This is a genomic window from Vreelandella nigrificans, from assembly GCF_002374315.1.
Classification (GTDB): Bacteria; Pseudomonadota; Gammaproteobacteria; order Pseudomonadales; family Halomonadaceae; genus Vreelandella; species Vreelandella nigrificans.
Window position 1 is genome coordinate 119241 of the sequence record NZ_NWUX01000006.1, and the last position, 17292, is coordinate 136532.

Annotated in this window: 13 protein-coding genes; 11 read left to right on the forward strand and 2 right to left on the reverse strand. The window is 53.6% G+C overall.

Features of this window, described 5'->3' with window-relative positions; translation table 11 throughout:
- The first annotated feature begins 18 nt into the window (after nucleotides 1-18).
- From CPA45_RS09480 to CPA45_RS09500, 5 genes are read left to right on the forward strand one after another with little or no spacing between them, the layout of a single operon-like run.
- A complete protein-coding gene (locus CPA45_RS09480) occupies nucleotides 19-876 on the forward strand; it encodes a formate dehydrogenase accessory sulfurtransferase FdhD (protein WP_096651310.1) in 858 nt (285 codons plus the stop codon).
- The gene (gene mobA / locus CPA45_RS09485; RefSeq protein ID WP_096651311.1) at nucleotides 873-1493 is read left to right on the forward strand and encodes a molybdenum cofactor guanylyltransferase MobA; all 621 of its coding nucleotides are present in this window, start codon (nucleotides 873-875) and stop codon (nucleotides 1491-1493) included. The genes CPA45_RS09480 and mobA overlap by 4 nt, the downstream gene beginning before the upstream one ends.
- Entirely contained in the window at nucleotides 1490-2743 is a 1254-nt protein-coding gene (moeA, locus tag CPA45_RS09490; RefSeq protein WP_096651312.1) for a molybdopterin molybdotransferase MoeA, read from the forward strand. Before mobA ends, moeA begins: the two co-directional genes overlap by 4 nt.
- Nucleotides 2740-3774 (forward strand): GTP 3',8-cyclase MoaA, encoded by a 1035-nt coding sequence (moaA, locus tag CPA45_RS09495; protein WP_096651313.1) that lies wholly within the window; start codon nucleotides 2740-2742, stop codon nucleotides 3772-3774. The genes moeA and moaA overlap by 4 nt, the downstream gene beginning before the upstream one ends.
- Before the next feature lie 3 nt (nucleotides 3775-3777).
- Nucleotides 3778-4791, forward strand: a complete 1014-nt coding sequence (locus tag CPA45_RS09500) for a CobW family GTP-binding protein (protein WP_096651314.1) — start codon at nucleotides 3778-3780, stop codon at nucleotides 4789-4791.
- Here the strand turns inward: CPA45_RS09500 and CPA45_RS09505 are convergent.
- Entirely contained in the window at nucleotides 4788-7871 is a 3084-nt protein-coding gene (locus CPA45_RS09505; RefSeq protein WP_165771532.1) for a bifunctional diguanylate cyclase/phosphodiesterase, read from the reverse strand. The two genes, CPA45_RS09500 and CPA45_RS09505, sit on opposite strands and share 4 nt — an antisense overlap.
- 205 nt (nucleotides 7872-8076) lie before the next feature.
- Here CPA45_RS09505 and CPA45_RS09515 point away from each other — a divergent pair, with 205 nt between their 5' ends.
- Nucleotides 8077-8982, forward strand: a complete 906-nt coding sequence (locus CPA45_RS09515; RefSeq protein ID WP_096651315.1) for a LysR family transcriptional regulator — start codon at nucleotides 8077-8079, stop codon at nucleotides 8980-8982.
- 96 nt (nucleotides 8983-9078) lie between these two features.
- Here the strand turns inward: CPA45_RS09515 and CPA45_RS09520 are convergent, their stop codons facing one another.
- Entirely contained in the window at nucleotides 9079-10596 is a 1518-nt protein-coding gene (locus CPA45_RS09520; RefSeq protein ID WP_096651387.1) for an NCS1 family nucleobase:cation symporter-1, read from the reverse strand.
- A gap of 521 nt (nucleotides 10597-11117) precedes the next feature.
- Between CPA45_RS09520 and CPA45_RS09525 the strand changes: the two genes are divergently transcribed.
- The 5 genes from CPA45_RS09525 (at nucleotide 11118) to CPA45_RS09545 (ending at nucleotide 17246) form a co-directional block, all read left to right on the forward strand.
- Entirely contained in the window at nucleotides 11118-11984 is an 867-nt protein-coding gene (locus CPA45_RS09525; protein WP_096651316.1) for a nitrilase-related carbon-nitrogen hydrolase, read from the forward strand.
- A gap of 31 nt (nucleotides 11985-12015) precedes the next feature.
- Nucleotides 12016-13455, forward strand: coding sequence for a dihydropyrimidinase (gene hydA / locus CPA45_RS09530; protein ID WP_096651317.1), 1440 nt, complete (start codon nucleotides 12016-12018; stop codon nucleotides 13453-13455).
- A 47-nt stretch (nucleotides 13456-13502) separates the two neighbouring features.
- Nucleotides 13503-14882, forward strand: a complete 1380-nt coding sequence (locus CPA45_RS09535; RefSeq protein ID WP_096651318.1) for an NAD(P)-dependent oxidoreductase — start codon at nucleotides 13503-13505, stop codon at nucleotides 14880-14882.
- Nucleotides 14879-16222 carry an NAD-dependent dihydropyrimidine dehydrogenase subunit PreA gene (gene preA / locus CPA45_RS09540; RefSeq protein WP_096651319.1) on the forward strand — a complete coding sequence of 448 codons (1344 nt, stop codon included), beginning with the start codon at nucleotides 14879-14881 and terminating at the stop codon, nucleotides 16220-16222. The genes CPA45_RS09535 and preA overlap by 4 nt, the downstream gene beginning before the upstream one ends.
- Nucleotides 16223-16382: 160 nt before the next feature.
- Complete coding sequence (locus tag CPA45_RS09545; RefSeq protein WP_096651320.1) at nucleotides 16383-17246, forward strand: ABC transporter substrate-binding protein; 864 nt, start codon at nucleotides 16383-16385, stop codon at nucleotides 17244-17246.
- Nucleotides 17247-17292 lie beyond the last annotated feature (46 nt).

The window sequence follows — 17292 nt, forward strand, 5'->3', positions numbered from 1 at the left end:
CCAGCGAGGATTGCGCGGATGCCCGCCCTTAAGTTAAGCCAAGCTCGGTTACCAGCGACCACTACCATTAACGTGATGGATGCTTATGGCGATATGCGCCAGCAGGCGATTGCCGCCGAGCGTGCCTTAACGGTTTATCTTAATAAGCGCGAAATTGTTACGCTAATGACCCTGGGAGATGACCCAGAAGCCCTGGTCGTGGGCTATTTGCGCAACCAGGGCCTACTCCGCTCGGCTGATGACTTAACTGTCGTTCAAGTAGACTGGGAGGTAGAGGCTGCCGCTGTGGTCACACGTCACCTCCCGGAGGATTTAGAGGCACGTCTAAGTACCCGCACGGTGACGACTGGCTGTGGTCAGGGTACGGTATTTGGCAACCTGTTAGCCCAAACCTCATTAACCTCGCTACCTGAAACGCCTCTGGCGCAGTCGACGCTCTATCAACTACTTACCAACCTCAACGCTTATAACGAAACGTACCGCAGTGCTGGCGCAGTTCACGGCTGCGCGTTATGCCGTCACACAGACGTGCTCGACTTTGTTGAAGACGTAGGTCGGCACAATGCAGTAGACACTCTGGCAGGCCGCCAGTGGCTAAATCAGGCGGAGAGTGCTAGCGCCGATACTTTTTACACTACGGGCCGCCTGACCTCCGAAATGGTGTTAAAAGTCGCACAGATGGGTATCAGCGTGCTGGTCTCGCGTTCGGGTGTTACCCAAAAAGGTGTAGAGCTCGCCGAACGCTTCGGCGTGATGCTGATCGCCCGTGCCAAGGGTAAAGGTTTTCAGGCCATTAACGCCAATGGCCGCCTAACGCTGGATGCTATTCCCGCCAAGCCCCCTACTGCGCGTACATCAAAGGAGGCAGGCGCATGATTGCTACTCACGACATTACCGGCATGATTTTGGCAGGTGGCGAAGGCCGCCGCATGGGTGGCCGAGATAAAGGCCTTGAGCCCTTCGCCGGGCAGCCGTTGGTGGCCCATGTAGTTAAACGCCTTGATGGCCATGTTGCCGAGCTATTGATCAATGCCAACCGCAATATCGATGCCTATGAGCTATTTGCATCGCGTGTGATCGAAGACGCAGAAGGCGGCTTTAAAGGCCCACTAATGGGAATTTATAGCGGGCTACGCGCTACTAACACACCTTGGCTGTTGGTTACGCCCTGCGACTCCCCTGCACTACCCAACGACTTGGTGGCACGCATGGTAGCGGGCATCGCAACAGATAACGGTGAGAATGATATAGCAGTCGCCTTTGACGGCGAGCGCTTGCACCCAGTCGTGGCGTTACTACGCACCTCATTAGCCGACGATCTTGCCACGGCCCTTGCCCAGGGCGAGCGTAAAATCGACCGCTGGTTCGCCCGCCACCCGTGGTGCAAGGTGGATATGTCTGACTGCCCCGAAGCATTTGCCAACTTAAATACCGAGGAAGAAAAAAGCCGTCTGGAACTAGCACTAACAACTAGCGCCCAGGAGACATCATGAGCCTGTCGTGCTTTGAACTTGGCGAACAAATGCTAACCGTTGATGCTGCACGGGATGCACTTATGACGCTGGTTGAGCAGTCTGTTGCAGTGGAGCATGTAGCACTGAACCAGGCGTACGGCAGGCGGCTCGCCGCCGATATCACAGCTCTCATCAATGTGCCTCAAAATACCAACGCTGCCATGGACGGGGTAGCGCTTGCCTGGTCAGAGGCGGTGCCTTTTCAGGCCTACTGGCCTATCCTGGGTGACGCCTTTGCAGGTCAGGCCTTTACGGGGCATGTACCCGCTGGTCGGTGTGTGCGCATCACTACCGGTGCGCCGCTTCCAGCGGGCGCTGATACCGTGGTTATGCGTGAACAATTAGTTGAGCACCCCGATAGCGTGGAGATTAATACACCAGAACGGGTACTACGCGGCCAGCACGTTCGCCAAGCAGGGGAAGATATCGCTACAGGCGAAGTAGCACTGGCAGCAGGCACACGCCTTGATGCCGCCTGCCTAGGACTTATTGCATCGCTGGGCTACGCCGAGGTTGCGGTCTTCAAGCGCCCTAAAGTGGCGATTTTCTCCACCGGCAATGAGGTCACTCCGCCTGGCAAAACACTGTCCAGTGCCGGTATTTACGATACCAACCGATTTACCTTGATGGGGCTACTCGCTGAGCAAGGGGCCGAAGTAATAGATCTAGGTATTCTGCCTGATGACCAGACCACTATTCAGCATGCGCTAGCAGAGGCTGCCGCAAACAGCGACCTGGTGATTACCAGCGGCGGCGTTTCCGTTGGTCATGCCGACTTTACCAGGCAGGCATTAGAGCAACTTGGGCAACTTGCCTTCTGGCGAGTGGCACTTCGCCCTGGGCGCCCAATGGCCTGCGGTAGGCTTGGTCAATCACACACGCCTTTTGTTGGCCTCCCCGGCAACCCCGTAGCCGTCATGGTAACCTTTAGCCAGTTTGTTGTGCCGCTTCTACAGCGCCTGCAAGGGCTAACACCCACGCCGCCAGTGCGCTTAACCGCCATCACGGAAACGCCGTTAAAAAGCCGTTTCAAACGCACGGACTTTCTACGCGGCGTATACCACTGTGATCCGCACGGGGTACTTCACGTCCGTACGACTGGCGCCCAGGGCTCAGGTATTTTAACCTCTATGCTAGTGGCCAACTGCCTAATTGAGCTAGGTGATGATCAAGCAGGAGCTCAACCAGGCGAAGCAGTGACAATTCAACCACTAATGGGGTGGCAATGACTAACCAACAATTCCTACAACAATCCCCACAACCACTGCCTGCCAAGCAACTGATCGACGGCTTTGGTCGACGCATTAGTTATGTGCGTATCTCGGTGACGGATCGCTGTGACTTTCGCTGCGTGTACTGCATGAGCGAGGAGATGACGTTTCTACCTCGCGCCCAAGTACTTACGCTGGAAGAACTGGCGATGGTCGCCCGTGCGTTTACCGAACTGGGTGTTGAAAAAATCCGCCTAACCGGCGGCGAACCGCTGGTGCGTAAAGGTATTGAGCAGTTAGTGGAAGAGGTCGGCACGCTACCAGGGCTTACCGACTTCACCATGACCACCAACGCTGCCAGCCTGCGAAAATATGCCAGGCAGCTTTATGCCAGCGGCCTGCGCAGGCTGAATATCAGCCTGGACTCTCTTGATCCTGAGCGCTTCAAACAGTTGACCCGCACAGGCGACTTGGCCAAGGTCATTGATGGCATTCACGCTGCCCAGGAAGCGGGCTTTAAACGTATTAAGCTCAATGCGGTGATCTTAAAAGGCCGCAATGACGATGAGGTGATCGACCTAGTGGCGTTTGCCCGCAAGGAAGGGTTGGATATTAGCTTTATCGAAGAAATGCCGCTGGGCGACGTTTCTGATCACTCCCGGGCGGAGACTTTCTGCTCCAGCGACGATGTTCAGGCGCTGATTGAAACCCGCTATCCTCTCATTCCCACCACCGAAACCACCCCCGGCCCATCGCGCTATTTTAAAATGGCCGATAGCAATAGCCGTGTGGGATTTATCTCCCCCCATAGCCACAACTTTTGTGACACCTGTAATCGTGTTCGTGTAACAGTGGAAGGCCGCTTACTGCTCTGTTTGGGCAACGAGCATTCGGTGGACCTGCGCGCCGTGCTGCGCCGCTACCCAGGGGATATGCAGGCGCTAAAAACAGCCATTATCGAGGCACTGCCGCTGAAGCCTGAGCGCCACCATTTCACCACTGACGGTGATGTGCAGGTCGTCCGTTTTATGAATATGACAGGGGGCTAAGCTTTGCCAGCACCAACACACGTGCCGGTGCATATCATCACCGGCTTTTTAGGTAGCGGTAAGACCACGCTTATCCACAGTCTGATCGAACAGAAGCCTGTGGGCGAGAAATGGGCAATTTTAGTCAATGAGTTTGGCCAAATCGGCATTGATCAAGCAATGTTCGACCAGCGCGATGATATCGTAGTAAAAGGCTTACCAGGCGGCTGCCTGTGCTGCCAACTTGCATTTGTTCTTCAAGCGGCTCTGGTTAACCTATTGACACGCAGCAAACCCGACCGAGTAATTATCGAACCTTCGGGCCTGGGCCACCCAGCAGGACTACTTGATCTGCTACGTGGCGAAGCGTTTCAAGATGTTGTAACGGTACATGACATTATCGCCACTCTTGACCCTCGCCGCCTAGACGAACCGCGTGCGCGGGCCCATGAGACATTTCAAGACCAGCTTGCCATGGCCGATGCTGTCGTCATCACCATGCGGGAACAAGCCACTCCAGAGCAGCTTGAAAACGCTCAGCACTTCGCCGAAGCGCTTTGGCCACCACGCAAGTGGATACACCATGCCAACGTTGGGCAATTGTCGATTGCCCACTTACTACAGAGCGGCAAAGCAGCTTCGAAAAGTGCTAACGTGCCAGCGGCACACCAACAGCAAGCTGCCGCCCCCAGCCTGGAGGGCCATTTTTTTGACTTCCCTCCCCCGCCTGGCAAACCCCAGCATGAAACCGCCAGCGCTCTTGGCTATACCAGTACAGGAATGCGCTGGCACCCGAGTGAACGCTTCGATCTTGACCGCTTAGCGATCTGGCTGGGCGAGCTACCCCCAGCAGCGCGAGTAAAAGGTGTGTTTCACACCGGACATGGCTGGAAACGGCTGAACCGCGCTGACGGAACCCTTAGCGTGGAGAGCTGCGCTTGGCGGCAGGACTCACGCCTGGAAGTTATTCTCCCCGATATACTGGCAGCACCTCGCATGGATATCGAAGCTTGCCTGCTATCCCGCCCAATCAGTTAATCCCCCAAAACCAGCTGCTCAATTGCGTTTGCAGTGGCTGGACGCCCGAACAGATAGCCTTGAAAAGCGTTGCAGTCATGTGCCAATAGCCACGCCTGCTGCGCTTCATTCTCGACACCTTCAGCAATGACCTCAAGGTTGAGACTCTCCGCCAGGGCAATCGTACTTTCGACAATCGCCGCATTGGCTTTACTTTCGAGCACCTGCTGAACAAAGGCTTGGTCGATTTTCAACTGATCCAATGGCAAATGGGCCAAGTACGCTAGTGAGGAGTAACCGGTGCCAAAGTCATCCAGTGAAAAACGCACCCCCTGTGCTTTTAAGGCGAGCATTTTCTCCCGGGCCTCGTCTCTTGCTTCGACAAACAGCGACTCGGTCACTTCTAACTTTAAGCGACAAAGAGGCGCCTGAGTACGCGTAAACACGCCCTCGACACGATTTAAGAAGCCCTCATCACGAAACTGCAGCGGGCTAATGTTGACCGAAATGGTCAATTCGTTAAGCTGCGGGCGCTGTGCCCAGCGAGCCAACTGATTGCAAGCTTCTTCCAATACCCATTCACCCACATCGTTAATCAAGCCACTGTTTTCCAGAAGCGGGATAAACTCACCTGGAGAAACCATCCCTCGCTCAGGGTGCTGCCAACGTAGCAACGCTTCTACCCCGGTGATAGCACCGCAATGATTCACTTGCGGCTGGTAATAAAGCTGCCACTGCTGGTCAACCTGTGCCTGACGCAAGTCAGCTTCTAGCTTTACATGGGCTAACAGAGTGGCCTGCATTGAGGGATCAAAAAAGCACACTCTATGGCGGCTGCTGTTTTTGGCTTGAAAAAGCGCCATATCCACTTGCTGAAGATAGTCGTCTTCGCTGTACTCATTACTTGCCATAACCGTAATCCCAATGCTGCCTGAAACCACTATGCTCTCCTCGGCCAGCTGAATGGGTTCACTAATGGTTGTCAGCAATTTATGTGCGATACGCTCCGCAAGCTGAGTGGTTTGGGCAACCCCACTATCAATACCTTCAATTAACACAGCAAACTCATCGCTCCCCAGCCGTGCTAAGGTATCGGTATCGCGTAGCATTTTCCCCATTCTCCGTGCCACGCTCTGTAAGAGCTGATCCCCTGCATAGTGCCCAAGGGTGTCATTGACTTGCTTAAAATTATCGATATCAATAATTAGCAGCGCACCGCACCGCTGATGACGTTGGAGCTCTTTGAGTGCAGCTCCCATACGATCCATAAACAGGCGCCGGTTCGCCAATCCCGTCAGAGTGTCATAAAACGCCAGTTGGTGAATCTCTTGCTCAGCGGCTTTGCGCTCGCTGATATCGCTCATCGTAGCTACATAGTGGGTTAGCGTGCCCTCTACGCTATAAACCGCGCTAACCGTTAGCCACTCGGGGAAAAGTTCGCCATCCTTACGTTGATTCCAAATTTCCCCCTCCCAATTGCCTGTTTTGATAACGTGTTTCCATAGGCGACGATAAAGCGCGGCATTATGCCGACCAGAACTGAATATACGCGGTTTTTGACCCACAACCTCGGCTTCGCTATAGCCGGTGATACGGGTGAAGGTATCATTTACCTTAAGAATTGAGCCCCGTGCGTCAGTAATCAGAATCCCTAAGTGCGTTTGGAAGGCTGCAGCAGCAATTTGCAGTTCCACCTCTGCTCGCTTGGCTTCGGTGATATTACGATTCACCGATAGCACTCCCTCAAACTGTCCGTTGCTATTTATTAGCGGGCTTACCGTGGCATGAAAATGATGGGGCTGTGTGCCTAACGTTAGAGGGTACTCAAATCGTTCTACTTGATGGAACTGCTGCACCCGTTCAAACACGGCAGTAAATGCAGCGACTAATGGGCCAGGCAGCACCTGGGCATAGTGTTTTCCTAGCGCCTCATGGCGATCAATGAGCAGTTGCTCAGGAGCCGCCGCATGGATGTAGCTAAAGCGCCCCTCAACATCAAACACAAAAATTAAATCCTGGATCGAGTGCACCAAGGCATCCATTTGCGCGCCACGCGCCTGGGCTTCTGAGCGCGCTTGCTCGCGTTCTATTATTCGTTCGTGTAACTGATAAGCCAGCAAAAGGCGGCTGAGGTAGTGACGCGCGCCCCAAGCGCCTAGCAACGCAACCACCGCCATAACCAGTGTCAAAATAAAAGCGCGCTGTCGCCACCCCGTCAGTAACTCGTGAAGATCAATACCGACCACCACCAGTATGGAATATTCACCAACCCGTTGCATACGAAACAGCCGCTCACGCCCGTCAATCGGTGAACGCATATTGATGGACCAAGTCGGCTCACCACTCGCTATCCACTGGGCCGTCTCAGGGTTATCAATCTTCCTACCAATGGTAAATTGCTCACCAACAGTAGGGTGCCGCGCAATTAATTTTAAGTCGGAGTCGACCAGTGCAATGCTCTCACCATCATGAACACTCATCTGCTCAAGTGACTCCGCAAAGACTTCAGGAGCAATACTTGAAATCACCACGCCAGTGAAATCGCCGCTCGAACTCTCTAACCGTCGCCCATGGTATAGGTAGTGACGCTGATCATTGGCAGACCAATATAACGGTGTGACTAACTCTTGCCGCTCGCCCTGCTTAAACGTATTAAAAAAACGCGTCTCGCTGATATCCAAGCCAACGTTACGATTGCTGCGAGCACTCGCCAAACTATGCCCTTCTGGCCCGAAGACAGAGACACTGTCAACCATAGGCACATATAAGCTCAGGTTTACTAACGAATGCTGTAACGCCTGGGCATGGCCGCTATCAGGCATGCCCTGTATAGCTAATAGTTCACTGAGGCCAAACAACGCTTGTCCACTTTGTGCAAACACACCCCTTGCCCATTCAGAGACTACATTTGCACGGGCGGTAATACGCGACTCAGCAGCCTCAATTTCTTGCTTATACTGTTCGTGAAGTAACCAGCCAAAGAGCACTGTAGTAACGACAAGCGCCAGCACATAAAATGCAATCACATTTCGCCGCTGTTGGCGGTAATTATTCACTGCATTTAGAGCTTTATTATTTACATCAGTGGAAGTGATGGACATCGCGCAGAGGCCTTATCCAGGTATCCCTTTAGGACACCTGACACAGTGTGATAAAAGAACCAGAACCGATACAGCACATACGCTAACACTTGGTTTCATCTGATAGTGCCGCGATACTTTTGTGATGTATATCAGGTTTTATCGCAATTAATGTGTTTAAAAGTGTGATGATAAGCATCGCCAGTCTGCATACCAAGGAATTGTTATGGCACCGCTTGGCCAAATGAGCGACTACGAAATACGTCTCGTACGTATTTTCAAAACCGTGGTGGAGTGCGGAGGTTTCACTGCTGCTGAAACCGCTTTGGGCATCAGCCGCTCGGCGATTAGCCAGCATATGAATGATTTAGAAGGAAGACTGGGGTTTTCACTCTGCCAGCGCGGGCGTGGTGGATTTAGTTTAACCGAAGAGGGTAAGGAAATTTACCAGGCGGGTTTGACGCTTCTAACGGCTCTTGAAACCTTTAAAAGCGATGTGAACGCGCTACACCATAGCATTAAGGGCGAGCTAAATATCGGTATTACCGATAATTTAGTCACCTTACCCGACATGCACGTTACTCATGCGCTCGCCGAATTAACCGCCCCCCATCATAGCGTCGCCGTTAATATTCATATGGAGCCATCAGATGCGGTGATCCGTGGGGTTATGGATGGCCACTTACACGTAGGCGTAGTGCCGGCAGTTAACCTACCCACGAGCTTGGAAACCCGGTTACTGTATGATGAGCCCTCCTACCTGTACTGTTCAGTGGACCATCCGTTGTTTGATTTGCCCGACGAAGCAATAAGTGCTGTTCAAATCGCTAGCGCTCCCGCCATTGCTCCACGCTACCCTCTGCCAAGTAATGCCCGCCAAGCACATGATACACTCAACCCACAGGCGTCGGCTTCCGACCGCGAAGGTGCTGCGTTTTTAATTCTTACAGGACGCTTTATCGGCTTTCTGCCTGAACACGTAGCCGCCCAGTGGGTAGCGGCAGGCAAAATGCGCGCGCTCCACGCATCCACCCAGCACTACCGTACGCCATTTGTCCTGATCACTCGCCATGACCGCCGCCCCAACCGAGTGGTGAATGCTTTTCTGAGCTTCCTTAAACAGCCAGGATAAAACCTACAACGCCCGGCATTTGGCCGAGCGTTACTTTTCAGTCAGGTCGATATTCTATCAACAGGCACCGCGTAGGGCTGTTTTCAAAAAACTGTTTTATGGCTGTTTTGCCACGTCACTAGCGACCAATGGCACAGGCCCTACCTGGGAAGACGTTGCTAGCATTTGGCTTGCAATATAATAAATAATTGCCCCCAGCGCTGAGCCTGTAAACCAGCCGTAGTTGTAAAACCAGTTCATCGTGCCTGTCAGCAGCGAAACCAACGTAAGTAATACCGGAACACCGAAGGCAATAAACCCCGCAGTATTCACCGCTGGATAGGCGTGGTTATCCATATAGAGGCTTGGTACATCCAAGCGCTGCTTTTTAATCAGGAAGTAATCCACTGCCATAATACCAGCAATAGGACCTAGCAGGCTGGAGTAACCCAGCAGCCAGTTAGAGTACATTTGCTCTAGCGAAGCACCTTGAGTAATCACCCCCGCTTTTTGCAAAAGATCGTAACCCATCAGCAACACACCTACCGCCCCCGTTAATAGTACGCCGCGGGTTTGGTTAATCCATTTGGGAGCGATGTTCTGAAAGTCATTAGTGGGAGACACTATATTAGCGGCGGTATTGGTAGAAAGCGTTGCAATAATAATTAACAGCATCGCTAGCACAACCCAAAAGGGGCTATTGATCATACCGATCAGGTTGACTGGGTCAGCGATTGTTTGTCCCACTAGCGACTCAGAGGCTGCGGTGAGGACCACCCCTAATGCGGCAAAGAAAAACATCGTTAGCGGTAAGCCAATCACTTGCCCAACAATTTGATCTTTTTGGCTTTTGGCAAAACGGCTAAAGTCAGGAATATTCAACGACAGCGTCGCCCAAAAGCCCACCATAGCGGTCAAGCCCGCGAAGAAGTAACCATATACCGAGGCACCCTCAGGGCGTGATGGCGGCTGCGCCAGCAGCTCAGTCATCGACATATGTGGCCACGCCCACATCATCAGCCCGATACCAACGGCAAGTAGCAGCGGTGCCGCTAGTGTTTCCAGCCACTTAATCGACTCTGCCCCACGAATTACCACATAGAGGTTCATCGCGCCAAATACAAAAAAGCCAATCACCTCCCCCACACCGCCCAAGGCTGCCCAGGCAGGAATCAGTGCTGAAAGCAGCAGGTGAATGGCTAAACCACCAAACATGGTCTGAATACCAAACCAACCACAGCCTACAAGTGCACGTATTAAACAAGGCACATTAGAGCCTAAGATACCGAATGAGGAGCGCAATACGACAGGAAAGGGAATGCCAAATTTAGTGCCAGGGAAAGCGTTTAAGGTGAGAGGAATCAGTACGATCACATTTGCCAGCAAGATAGCAAACAGCGCCTCACCCACACTTAATCCGAAGTAGGCGGTTAACACACCTCCTAGCGTATAGGTAGGCACACAAATCGACATACCTACCCATAACGCTGCTATGTTCCATTTGCTCCAGGTGCGCTCGCTAGCCTGAGTGGGTGCGATATCCTCGTTAAAACGGGAACTACCACGCACGTCCTCTTTCACATCAAGTTCAATTAGCCCCTCTTTATCTACCATTTGGGATGTTGAGCCAGTCATTTTTCTCTCCTCAGCAGCGCCGTTGCCCATCGTATTCACGGTATCAGCCATATTCAGAGCAATAAGCATGCCTACTCCAGACCGGGACGACTAACTCATTGATTAAAAAGCTGCCTTAATGGACAACAATATTATTGTTAGCTTGTTATCTTTTTTATTTGTTATCAACCAGTAAAAACTGGCTTAACAAAGCTAGCCCAAAAAAAACATTTGCACCAATACTAACCAACTCAAGGCCTGGTAATTTTTTAAAAAAAGCCAAAGGCAACTGATTTTAAAGGAATAATATTCATATCCAAAATAGTGCAAAGACTCACCAAAAAAGTGAAAACAATGATGCAGAACAACAAAAGCAAGCAAACTCAAAGAGTTAAATGGCATTTATAAATTTTTCACTCACCACTTGCTAAAACCACTAAGCCAGCGATACTTTGAATAAAAGCTGTCTCACCAGTCAGCTTTATAATATTAATTCTCAACTCCTAATAACACTTTAAATAAATAATCAGAGGGAGTGCCTAATGCAGAAGATGAAAATTGGCTTAATTCAAATGGGCCTAAAGACCAGTACAGACCTGGACCCAGCTACGATTCGTGACGCCATGAACGAAGCGCACCTGCCGATGATTGAGCAAGCAGCCGAGCAGGGTGTGCAGGTGCTGTGCTTTCAGGAAGTGTTTAACCAGCCTTACTTTTGCCCCAGCCAGGACGGTAAGTGGTACGCCGCTGCCGAGCGAGTGCCGGAAGGCCCCACCTGCCAAATGATGCAGAAGCTCGCTGCTGAGCATCGTATGGTGATCATCGTACCGATCTATGAAGAGACCGAGACCGGCGTTTACTACAACACCGCCGCAGTGTTCGATGCCGACGGCAGCTACCTAGGCAAATACCACAAAACCCATATCCCTCAAGTGGCTGGTTTTTGGGAGAAATTCTTCTTTAAGCCGGGCCAATCCAACTGGCCAGTGTTCGATACTGCCTACGGAAAAATCGGCGTGTATATCTGCTACGACCGTCACTTCCCCGAAGGTTGGCGGGCGTTGGCGCTTAACGGCGCTGAGGTGATTTTCAACCCCTCCGCCACCGTGGCGGGACTTTCCCAATACCTGTGGGAGCTTGAACAGCCCGCCTCCGCAGCCGCCAATGGCTGCTTTATCGCTGCGATCAACCGGGTTGGAACCGAGGCACCCTGGAATATCGGCGACTTCTACGGCTCCAGCTACATCGTGAACCCCCGCGGCAAAATCGAAGCCCAGGCCAGCGAAACCGAAGACGAGCTGCTGGTGCACGAGATCGATTTGGATATGGTGAGGGAGGTGCGCAACAACTGGCAGTTCTTCCGCGACCGCCGTCCAGAGACCTACACCCGCTTAACCGATGGCGAGTAGCCCTGTTAATAAATCCCCAAAGGAGCTAACAATGAGCCTATTAATCAAGGGCGGCACCGTGGTCACACACGCTGACACCTACCGCGCTGACGTTCTGTGTGTTGACGGTAAAATCCATGCGATTGGCACCGATCTAGATGTCCCTGAAGGGTGTGAGATTGTTGATGCCAGCGACCAACTTGTCATGCCCGGCGGTATCGACCCCCATACCCATATGCAGATGCCTTTTATGGGGGCTGTCGCCAGTGAGGATTTTTACACTGGCACCGCCGCTGCCATGGCAGGCGGCACCACGACAATTATCGACTTTGTGATTCCCAGCCCCGGCCAATCACTGCTGGAAGCCTTTGAAACCTGGCAGGGCTGGGCGGAAAAAGCGGCGACAGACTTCGCTTTCCACGTGGCGATTACTTGGTGGGACGAAAGCGTCAAAGAGGAGATGGGTATCCTGGTGCGGGAGCACGGGGTTAACAGCTTTAAGCACTTTATGGCCTACAAAGGCGCCATTATGGCCACCGACGACATTCTGGTGGAGAGCTTTGCGCGCTGCCTGGAGCTCGGCGCGGTGCCGACAGTACACGCTGAAAACGGCGAGCTGGTGTATCACATGCAGCAAAAACTGTTGGCTCAGGGCATCACCGGGCCAGAAGCCCATCCACTTTCTCGCCCGCCGCAAGTAGAGGGCGAAGCAGCCAGCCGCGCTATCCGCATTGCCACTACCCTGGGGGCACCCGTGTATCTGGTGCATGTTTCCACCAAAGACGCGGTGGATGAGATCGCCTACGCCCGCCAACAGGGCCACCCGGTATTCGGCGAGTGCTTGGCAGGACATTTAGTGATTGATGACAGCGTTTATCAGCACCCTGACTGGGCAACGGCGGCGGCCCATGTGATGAGCCCTCCTTTCCGCCCCAAAGGCCATCAAGAGGCACTTTGGCAGGGCCTGCAATCTGGCAATTTACAAACCACTGCCACCGACCACTGCTGCTTCTGTGAAGAGCAAAAAGCCGCCGGGAAAGATGACTTTACCAAGATCCCCAACGGTACCGCCGGGGTGGAAGACCGGCTCGCCGTGCTGTGGGACGAAGGCGTTAACACAGGCAAGCTCTCGCCCCAGGAGTTCGTCGCGGTGACCTCCACCAACACCGCCAAGATTTTCAACCTCTACCCGCGCAAAGGTGCGATTCAAGTCGGGTCTGATGCGGATATCGTGGTGTGGGACCCCAGCGGCACCCGCACTATTTCCGCCAAAACTCACCATCAGAACGTCGATTTCAACATTTTCGAGGGCAAAACGGTGCGCGGCATTGCCCGCCACACCATCAGCAAAGGCAAATGGGTGTGGCGCGATGGAGAACTACGCGCTGAGCGCGGTGCAGGTCGCTATTTAGAACGCCCGGCCTACCCTGGTGTATTCGAGCTGCTCGCCAAACGTGCCGAGCTTAACGCCCCGGTCGCCGTTAAACGATAACCGGCAATTAATAACGGTTGTTTCTATAGAACAGCGGAGGCTCTACCGTGACTAGCCAACTGAACCATCTACCCAGCGCAAAAGAGGTCGGCACTTACGACCCGCAGACGCTGGAAAGCAACTTTAGTGATCTTCACCCACCGCTAACCCAGCGCCAGGCGATGATCGAAAGCCAGCGCTGCCTTTACTGCTTTGATGCGCCCTGTGTGGAGGCTTGCCCGTCGGATATTGATATTCCTAGCTTTATTCGCCAAATCAGCGAGAACAATATCAACGGCGCGGCGCAAACCATTCTGGAAGCCAATATCCTAGGTGGCAGCTGCGCCCGGGTGTGCCCCACCGAAATTCTCTGCGAACGCAGCTGTGTGCGTAATCACGATGCCGAGTGCCAGCCGGTACTAATCGGCCTGTTACAGCGCCACGCCACCGATAATATGCAGTTCGATAGCCACCCGTTTAAACGCGCCGCCAGTACAGGCCGCCATATTGCCGTCGTCGGCGCTGGGCCCGCGGGGCTCTCCTGCGCTCACCGCCTGGCGATGCTGGGCCATCAGGTAACGATTTTTGAAGCCGAGCAAAAACCCGGCGGGCTGAACGAATATGGTATTGCCCGCTATAAAATGACTGATGACTTCGCCCGCAAGGAAGTGGAATTCTTGCTTGAGATCGGAGGCATCGATATTCAGTACGCCCAGCGCCTGGGCGATAACCTGACTCTCGACACCCTGCGTCACAGGTACGACAGCGTTTTCTTGGGGTTGGGTCTCGGTGCCAGCCGCGCTTTGGGCCTCACTGGGGAGGATGCCCCAGGCCTCATGCCAGCAGTGGATTACATCAAAACCCTGCGCCAAGCCGATGACCTGGGCAGTTTGGCCGTGGCCAAGCGCTGCATTGTGATCGGTGCGGGCAATACCGCCATTGATATGGCCACCCAAATGGCGCGCTTGGGGGCGAGCGAGGTCACGCTGGTCTACCGCCGTGGTGTTGAGGCGATGTCCGCCACCGACCATGAGCAAGAGATCGCCAAAGCCAACGGCGTGCGTATGGTCACCTGGGCGCAGCCCGACGATATTTTGCTGGATGCCCAAGGCCGTGTCGCAGGTATGCGCTTTGCCAAGACCGCCGATCAAGCAGGCAGATTAACCACCACTGGGGAAACTTTTGAAATTACCGCCGATGCCATTTTCACCGCTATCGGCCAGGGCTTTGAGAACGCAAGCCTAAGCGATGCTACTGCTGCCGAGCTCGCTCGCGATGGCGAGCGCATTCACGTCGATGAGATGTTCCAAACCTCACTGCCCAATGTGTACGCGGGCGGCGACTGTGTAAAACCGGGTCAAGACCTTACCGTTCAGGCCGTGCAGCACGGCAAACTGGCGGCTCACGCCATTCATCAAGCACTCGCCGCTAAGCAGGAGGCCGCATGAACACGACATTTTCCACTCCTCTCTCGTTTCCAGGGAAGAAAAATAGCGGCGACAGCGTGGTCAATGGCGTTGATCTGTCGGTGAATTTCGCCGGCATCAAAGCCCCCAATCCATTCTGGTTGGCCTCCGCCCCGCCCACCGATAAAGCCTACAACGTGGTACGCGCCTATGAAGCTGGCTGGGGCGGCGTGGTATGGAAAACCCTTGGCGAAGAGCCGCCTGCGGTGAATGTCTCCTCACGCTACTCGGCCCATTATGGCAAAAACCGCGAAGTGATCGGCTTTAACAATATCGAGCTGATTACCGACCGCTCGCTTGCGATCAATCTTAAAGAGATCACCCAGGTGAAGAAGGATTGGCCTGATCGCGCGCTGATCGTGTCTATTATGGTGCCCTGCAACGAGGAAGCCTGGGCTTATATTCTTCCCTTAGTGGAAGCCACCGGCGCGGACGGTATCGAGCTAAACCTGGGCTGCCCCCACGGTATGCCAGAGCGCGGTATGGGTGCGGCGGTAGGCCAAAACCCCGACCTTATCGAAAAAGTCACCTACTGGTGTAAAAAGCACTACTCCAAGCCAGTGATTGTAAAACTCACGCCCAATATCACCGATATTCGTGTCGGTGCCCAGGCGGCACTGCGGGGTGGTGCCGATGCAGTGTCGCTAATCAATACCATCAACTCGATCACCAGCATCGACTTGGACAATATGGTTGCCAAGCCCACCGTGGGCCATCAAAGCACTCACGGCGGCTACTGCGGCAGCGCCGTTAAGCCTATCGCGATGAATATGGTGGCGGAAATTGCCCGTGACCCAGCGACGCCAACACTGCCGATTTCCGGTATTGGTGGCATTTCCACCTGGAGGGATGCGGCGGAATTTATCGCACTCGGTTCCGGCAGCGTCCAGGTATGCACGGCGGCGATGCTCAACGGTTTTCGCATTGTGGAGGAGATGAAAGATGGCCTCTCCCGCTGGATGGCGGAGAAGGGCTACGCCTCAATTGAGGCGTTTTCCCGCAAGGCGATACCGCAAACCACTGACTGGAAATACCTGGATATCAATTTCAAAACCATCGCCAAGATCGACCAGGATTTATGCATCGAGTGCGGTCGCTGCTATATCGCTTGCGAAGATACCTCTCACCAATCAATTGCCAAACTCACCGAGCAGGACGGAGCCCGCCGCTATGAGGTGATCGAAGAGGAGTGTGTCGGTTGCAATCTGTGTCAGATCACCTGCCCAGTAGAAAACTGCATCACCATGGTGCCCCAAGAGACCGGCAAACCCTTCCTAGCCTGGGATAACGACCCGCGTAACCCATTCCGGGTTGCCTCTTAAGCACCATTTCAACTCCCCCCAACCCGCCGCCCTCAACCTGTGAGGGCGGACGCATTTTACGCAACATGCTGTTCCAGCGCTGAGTGGCGACACGCCACATTTTCCTTGAGAATATGAGAAAATATCGCATATACAATGTTTTCTCATAAAAGGAAGAGCAATGAAGTTCGCTATTACTACCACCGCTATACTCTTAGCAACTGCAAGCGCCACCGCGAGCGCCGGCCAACGTATCGCCACTTTTGATTTAGGTAGTTTGGATACCCTTGACGCACTGGGTTTAAGCGAGCAAGTTGTCGGCGTGCCAAAAGCCAGCTTGCCAAACTACCTTGAGCAGTACGCGGAAGAGACATACACCAATATCGGAGGCCTACGCTCGCCGGATATGGAAGCCCTTGGCGAAAGCGAGCCTACTCTGATTCTCTACACCGGACGTCAGGGCGACTGGGAAGAAGAGCTGGGCGAGATTGCCCCTCTGCTCAACACTAGCCTGCAAGGCGACGACTACCTCGCCGCTTTTGACACTAACGTTCGCGAGCTAGCCAGCCAGACAGGGGCAGAAGCTAAGGCAGAAGAAGCGCTTGAAATCCTACATAACGAGCTAGAAACTCAGCGCGAAGCCCTGAGTAACGCTCCCAGCACTCTGGTAGTGACGCATAACAGCGGCAATTTGATGCTAAACCAACACCCGGTGGTTCACGACGTGCTGGGCGTAAAAGCACTTGAGATGCCGGAGAGTGTCACTTCAGAGACACGCGGCGAGCGCACCTTTACCCCGCTTTCTGCTGAAGCCATTGCTGAAATTGATCCAGAAATCGTGCTGGTTATTGACCGCAGCGCCGCCATTGGCGGTGAGCCAGCCGACACAGATACGCTAGCGCAAACCCTGGCCGAAGCCGGTGCCGAGAACACGCAGGTCATTATGCTAACGCCCGCGTTGTGGTACCTCTCCGGTGGCGGCCTGCAGAGCCTTGCGCTTCAGGTTGAAGAAATCTCGGCGGCACTGAGCTCACCACATAACTAAATTGGCATTCGCTCTCCCTCTCATAACATGGGCTGAGAGGGAGAGC